We start from the raw sequence: 5,379 nt of genomic DNA on the forward strand, positions 1-5,379 counted from the left end.
AGATTACATCTGGCGTAATAATCTTAAGTTAGGAGCTGGAAAATACCGTCCGTTACGATCAGTTGATATCAATCTGTACAAAAAACAGGCTTAGCGTAGGATATTTTCCGTTTTCCAAGCGGACCCCGAGTACCACCTGCTTTTGTTCTTCATTTAATATTGGTGGGCGCCCGAAGCGTTTTCCAGCATCTCGTGCTCTTGCTATTCCTGAATAGGTACGCTCAAGCAAAAGATCACGTTCAAATTCAGCAACAGCTGAAATCACCTGCATCGTCATTTTTCCAGCGGGGCTAGTCAAATCAACGCCTCCCAACGCCAGACAATGTACCCGAATGCCTGATGCGGCCAGTTGATCCACGGTTTTCCTGATATCTATCGCATTACGTCCAAGACGATCCAGTTTTGTGACAATCAGTACATCGCCATTTTCCATGCGATCAAGCAACCGGGTGAAACCGGGTCGTTCACTGGCAGTAACTGATCCGCTGATATGTTCTTCTATCAGTCTCTGAGATCTAACGCTAAAACCGGCGGCTTCAATTTCTCGGCGCTGATTTTCGGTGGTCTGTTCCAGAGTGGAGACCCGACAATAGGCAAAAACTCGTGACATAATGAAATCTTCTGTACGAAATAGGTGTACGTATTATAATGCATATCCGAAATAAGTTTCACTGACTTTCGTACATGCTTGTTAGGTAGTGTACGAAACCGGTCGGTTTCGGTCATAGTAAATAAATAACGCATTGAAACTATACGGGAGGTAAGCATTTATGCCACGAAGACAGATACTGAGTAGCGAAGAATAGGAACGCTTACTGGTTATTCCGGACGATGAAATTATTCTGACCAGAATGTGTTTTTTGAATGAGCATGATATTGCGCTCATTAATAAACACCGACGGCCAGCAAATCGCCTGGGCTTCGCTGTATTACTTTGTTATCTGCGTGGCCCCGGGTTTCTTCCGGACAAAAACAGTGGAGATTATGTCTGGCGTAATAACTTTAAGCTGGGGTCAGGAAAATACCGCCCATTACGTGCAGTTGATACTACTCTGTAAAAAACGCCTATGTTACCTAATCTGTTCTTAAGGCGACAGAACCGTGTTTAATGAGAAACCGGTTCCATCCGTTATCAATCTGGAAGAGGTGCTTTGCGGATCTGGGAATGTTCATGCGCGAGATTATAATGAGTTAAAGTTGCTGAGAAAAGTTACATACTAACAGCGTCTTAGCTCCCGCCGCAGGCGGGCTACTGTTCTCGAGGCATTCAGATAAGCATTCGAAGGGGTGAGTATACCCATTATTTACGATGCTGACATTGGTCACAAACGACCACAGCTGTCGCTGGTGAATGGCTCACTTTGTGAACCCCAATTAAATTTTGTTGGGCAATTTTAACACAACATCGTTGACAAGAGCCCGATGAATTCGAGCTTATTCTGGATGTTAATTTATATTTTACCAACCTTTTATCTACGGCTACCTAAGTCACTATCTTCTTGAGAGCCCGATATCATCCGTGTCACTTCCTCACAGCGGATAATTTTATCATTTGAGAGCGTGAATTTAGCAAAAACTTCAAATTTGCTTTCACCTCCATCATGTTTGGTTGCGTTTATTATATGGTGAGAGAAAACAATATTTTCTTCAGAAACAATATTTATGATTGACAAATCCAATCTGGAAACGTGCTTTTTCAGCACATCTATATGCTGGACAAATCCCATGAAATCCAGGTGCTCTCCGTTGACGAATTGTTCGTATTCCTTTTCGAAGTACAAAGCAATCCTCTGAACATCATGTGGACGATTGCTTAACATCTCTTCTAATGCATAACTTACTGTATGTGTATTGTTTTTCATTTGTGCCTCCTATGTGAGAAAAGTATACAATAGAATCATTTTGGCTTAATATCCCTATATAGACATATTATACTGGTAATCAGATAAGTGTTCCGAGTAAATAAATTTGAACACAGTAGCCACTATGACACCGCCTGGCACGAACACGACTCAGGTCAGCTTTACTTGATAACGCAAGGGATTATCATGGTTGATACTGAGAATGCTCAATGGTCCGTTACAGCGGGAACGTTAGGCTGGTTTCCTCCGGGGCTCAAACATAAAGCATCGGTAAGAAACTCAGTTGAAGGGGTAAGTTATTATTTTTCCGCAACCGTTAGCAGACTGTTTCCTTTAAATGAGGGTATATACAGCGCAGATCCGTTTGTTTTGAATCTTTTGGAGAGAATATCAAGACTGAGCATGCCTGATTATTCTGAAGAATATAAATCCAGCCTATTAACCCTCCTAAGCACCGAAATCAATCATGCCCCCAGACTCGCATTAAACCTTCCGCTTCCTCATGATAAACGAGCCAGAGCTGTGGCAGATGTGTTACTGAATAAACCAGACTGTTCTCTCACTCAGAGAGAGTTAGCGTTGAACTACGGGCTAAGTACACGTCATTTAAGTCGGTTGTATCTGCAACAAACTGGTCTCTCCTTTAGTCAATGGAGGCAGCAGTCAAAAGTAATAACATCATTACAATGGTTGATAGCCAGCATGCCAATTAGTGAGGTTGCAGATCGCAGCGGTTACAGTAATGTGAGTGCTTATATCGAAGCGTTCAAAAAACGATTTGGTAAAACACCGGGACAATTTTAGCAAAAACCGCCGTAAACCCTTGCCCAGTGCGGGCGGGGATATAAGGCGAAAAGCCCAAAGAGCTTTAGGGCGGGCTACTGCAACGTATCCTGACTGAATTGGTATCTGCCGGTAAAACAGGCTAACATGAATGCACTTTATCAATGAGCGCTGAATATGTTAAGAGCGACCAAAGTCCGCCTTTACCCCACACCCGAACAGGTCGGGTATCTTAATGGCCAGTTCGGTGTGGTCCGTTTTGCGTACAACAAGGCGCTACACATTAAAAAGCAGGCTTACAAACGTCACGGCGTGAGTTTAAATCCGCGCAAAGACCTCAAGCCGCTCCTGGCGGTCGCGAAGAAATCCCGCAAGTACGCGTGGCTCAAGGCATATGACGCTATCGCGTTACAGCAGGCGGTGCTCAATCTGCATACCGCGTTTGATAATTTCTTCAATCCGAAGTTACGCGCCCAATTTCCCACGTTCAAACGCAAACAGGGCAGGCAATCGAGCTATCACTGTGTTGGGGTGAAAGTGCTGGAGGGTGCGGTGAAGCTCCCGAAATTGTCACCGATAAAGGCGCGCATCCACCGAGAAATTGAAGGGGAAGTGAAGAGCATTACGCTATCCCGAACCATTACGGGAAAATATTTCGCCGCTATCCTGTGTGACGATGGCAAAGAGGCACCGGAAAAGCCGGGTGTTATCCCCCGCGTCACCTTATCAACGCCACCCGTAACCTGCGTCGTAAGCAGAAATCGCTGTCCCGCAAACAACAGGGCAGCGCTAACCGCGGCAAGGCCCGATTACGTCTGGCGGCAGTCCATGAGCGGGTCGCCCATGCCCGCGCTATCGGGGATGCGGGCTGGCATGGTTTCATCAAGAAACTGGAATACAAAGCTGCAGCGGCGGGCGTCCATCTGGTCAAACTGGATCAGTGGTTCGCCAGTTCGAAAACTTGCCATTGCTGCGGTCACAAAATGCCGGAAATGCCGCTGCGTAAGCGGAGCTGGCAATGCCCTTGCTGTGGTGTTGAACATGACCGCGATATCAATGCGGCGCTCAACATCCAGCGCAAGGGCATACAGGAATTACAGGCGGCGGGACTCGTCGTTTCTGCCCACGGAGGCCAGCGTAAATCCGTCATAAAGACGGTGGCGGCCTGAGAAGTGGGAAGCCTCGGGCGGGGAGCAGTCACGACAACAGAAGTAACAGCGTTTAAGCCCGATTTAATTTCGGGCTATGCTGGTTGCTACTTAGGGGTTTGGGGAGCAACGGAACAGTAAACGCCTTTAAGTGGTCATTTTGAGTAGCCAAAAATCAACCAGCCAATTTACATCGCAGATTGTCATTTTTAGCCACCTCGTTTAAGATAGCCAAATTGACTATACCCAAATTGTCCACTCATCAGTCACACAATATGTTTATAAAATGCAAAAAAATGTACATGTTGTATTGATATGTCGATGCAGTAGACACATACTGTCTATATGTCGATAAAATCGGATTTTTTAAACATGCTATTTAACCCTCAAAAACCCTTTGACCTGCTCCCACTTCTTCCTCCTGACCTGGAACAGGTCGAAACGCGTGCGGTACTTAAAGCCTGCATCCCAGCCCGGGCCGCACTGGCTGAACTGAAAGCTGCTGGGCAGTTGCTCCCTGATCAGGGATTACTGGTGAATATTCTCCCGATGTTGGAAGCGAAAGATTCATCTCGTATTGAAAATATCGTGACTACCAGCGACCAGCTTTTTCAGTATGTTGACCATGCTGAACAGGCTGATCCGGCAACGAAGGAGGCTCTTCGCTATCGTACGGCGATGTATGAGGGGGTCGAATACCTGAGGACGTATCCGCTATGTGCAACGGTTGCAATGCAAATTTGTACCAAACTGCGGGCTGTTGAAACCGATGTAAGAAAGATACCTGGCACCGTTTTGCGCGATCAGCACCTGAACATTGTATATACCCCTCCGGAAGGAGAAGAGAAGATCCGAACGTTATTGTCAAACTGGGAGCAGTTTATCAATGCACAGGACGATATTGACCCGCTAATTAAGATGGCCATTGCACATTACCAGTTTGAAAGCATCCATCCGTTCCCTGATGGCAACGGGCGCACAGGGCGCATTCTGAATATTCTGTATTTGATTCAGACTGAACTGCTTTCCCTGCCTATTTTATACCTCTCCCACTTCATTCTTGAAAACAGAAATGATTATTACACTTTGCTGCGCGGTGTGACTGAACGCGGAGAGTGGGAAGCCTGGATTTTATACATGCTGAAGGCCGTGGCAGCCACAGCGATATGGACAACGAAAAAGATCGCAGCAGTCAGAGAACTGATTACTTCTACCCGAAATTATGTACAGGAAAAGCTCCCCAAAATTTACACCTACGAACTGGTTAATATGCTGTTCATGCAGCCCTACTGCAGAATAGAAAACCTAGTGGATGCAGGCATTGCACAGCGGCAGACTGCATCATTGTATCTGAAGCAACTGGTGGAAATCGGGGTACTCGAAGAAGTGAGTGTCGGGCGGGGAAAACTCTACATTAACACCCGTCTGCTGAGGGAGTTGAATGACTGATGAACATGAAGGGGTCCGCTTGGAAAACGGAAAATATCCTACGCTAAGCCTGTTTTTTGTACAGATTGATATCAACTGATCGTAACGGACGGTATTTTCCAGCTCCTAACTTAAGATTATTACGCCAGATGTAATCT

The 5,379-nt window shown here is 46.0% G+C and carries 4 protein-coding genes and 2 pseudogenes; 4 read left to right on the forward strand and 2 right to left on the reverse strand.

Annotated elements, in window-relative coordinates:
* Positions 1-58: 58 nt before the first annotated feature.
* On the reverse strand, positions 59-610 hold the full coding sequence (locus C5469_RS22010) for a recombinase family protein (RefSeq protein ID WP_166310756.1): 552 nt from the start codon (positions 608-610) through the stop codon (positions 59-61).
* A gap of 205 nt (positions 611-815) precedes the next feature.
* Here C5469_RS22010 and C5469_RS22015 point away from each other — a divergent pair.
* A pseudogene (locus tag C5469_RS22015) lies at positions 816-986 on the forward strand (DUF4158 domain-containing protein); the annotation flags it as partial.
* Positions 987-1,469: 483 nt separating this feature from the next.
* On the opposite strand, the gene C5469_RS22020 reads toward C5469_RS22015, so the two are convergent.
* The gene (locus tag C5469_RS22020; protein WP_166310758.1) at positions 1,470-1,862 is read right to left on the reverse strand and encodes a nuclear transport factor 2 family protein; all 393 of its coding nucleotides are present in this window, start codon (positions 1,860-1,862) and stop codon (positions 1,470-1,472) included.
* 87 nt (positions 1,863-1,949) lie between these two features.
* Between C5469_RS22020 and C5469_RS24335 the strand changes: the two genes are divergently transcribed.
* The 3 genes and pseudogenes from C5469_RS24335 to fic all read left to right on the forward strand — a co-directional run bounded on the left by C5469_RS24335 (position 1,950) and on the right by fic (position 5,242).
* Positions 1,950-2,666, forward strand: a complete 717-nt coding sequence (locus C5469_RS24335; RefSeq protein WP_166310760.1) for a helix-turn-helix domain-containing protein — start codon at positions 1,950-1,952, stop codon at positions 2,664-2,666.
* A 156-nt stretch (positions 2,667-2,822) separates the two neighbouring features.
* Positions 2,823-3,814 (forward strand): annotated as a pseudogene (locus C5469_RS22030) (RNA-guided endonuclease InsQ/TnpB family protein).
* Between the two features lie 351 nt (positions 3,815-4,165).
* Entirely contained in the window at positions 4,166-5,242 is a 1,077-nt protein-coding gene (gene fic / locus C5469_RS22035) for a protein adenylyltransferase Fic (protein WP_166310762.1), read from the forward strand.
* Positions 5,243-5,379: the final 137 nt, after the last annotated feature.

The organism is Photorhabdus cinerea (assembly GCF_011189575.1).
Classification (GTDB): Bacteria; Pseudomonadota; Gammaproteobacteria; order Enterobacterales; family Enterobacteriaceae; genus Photorhabdus; species Photorhabdus cinerea.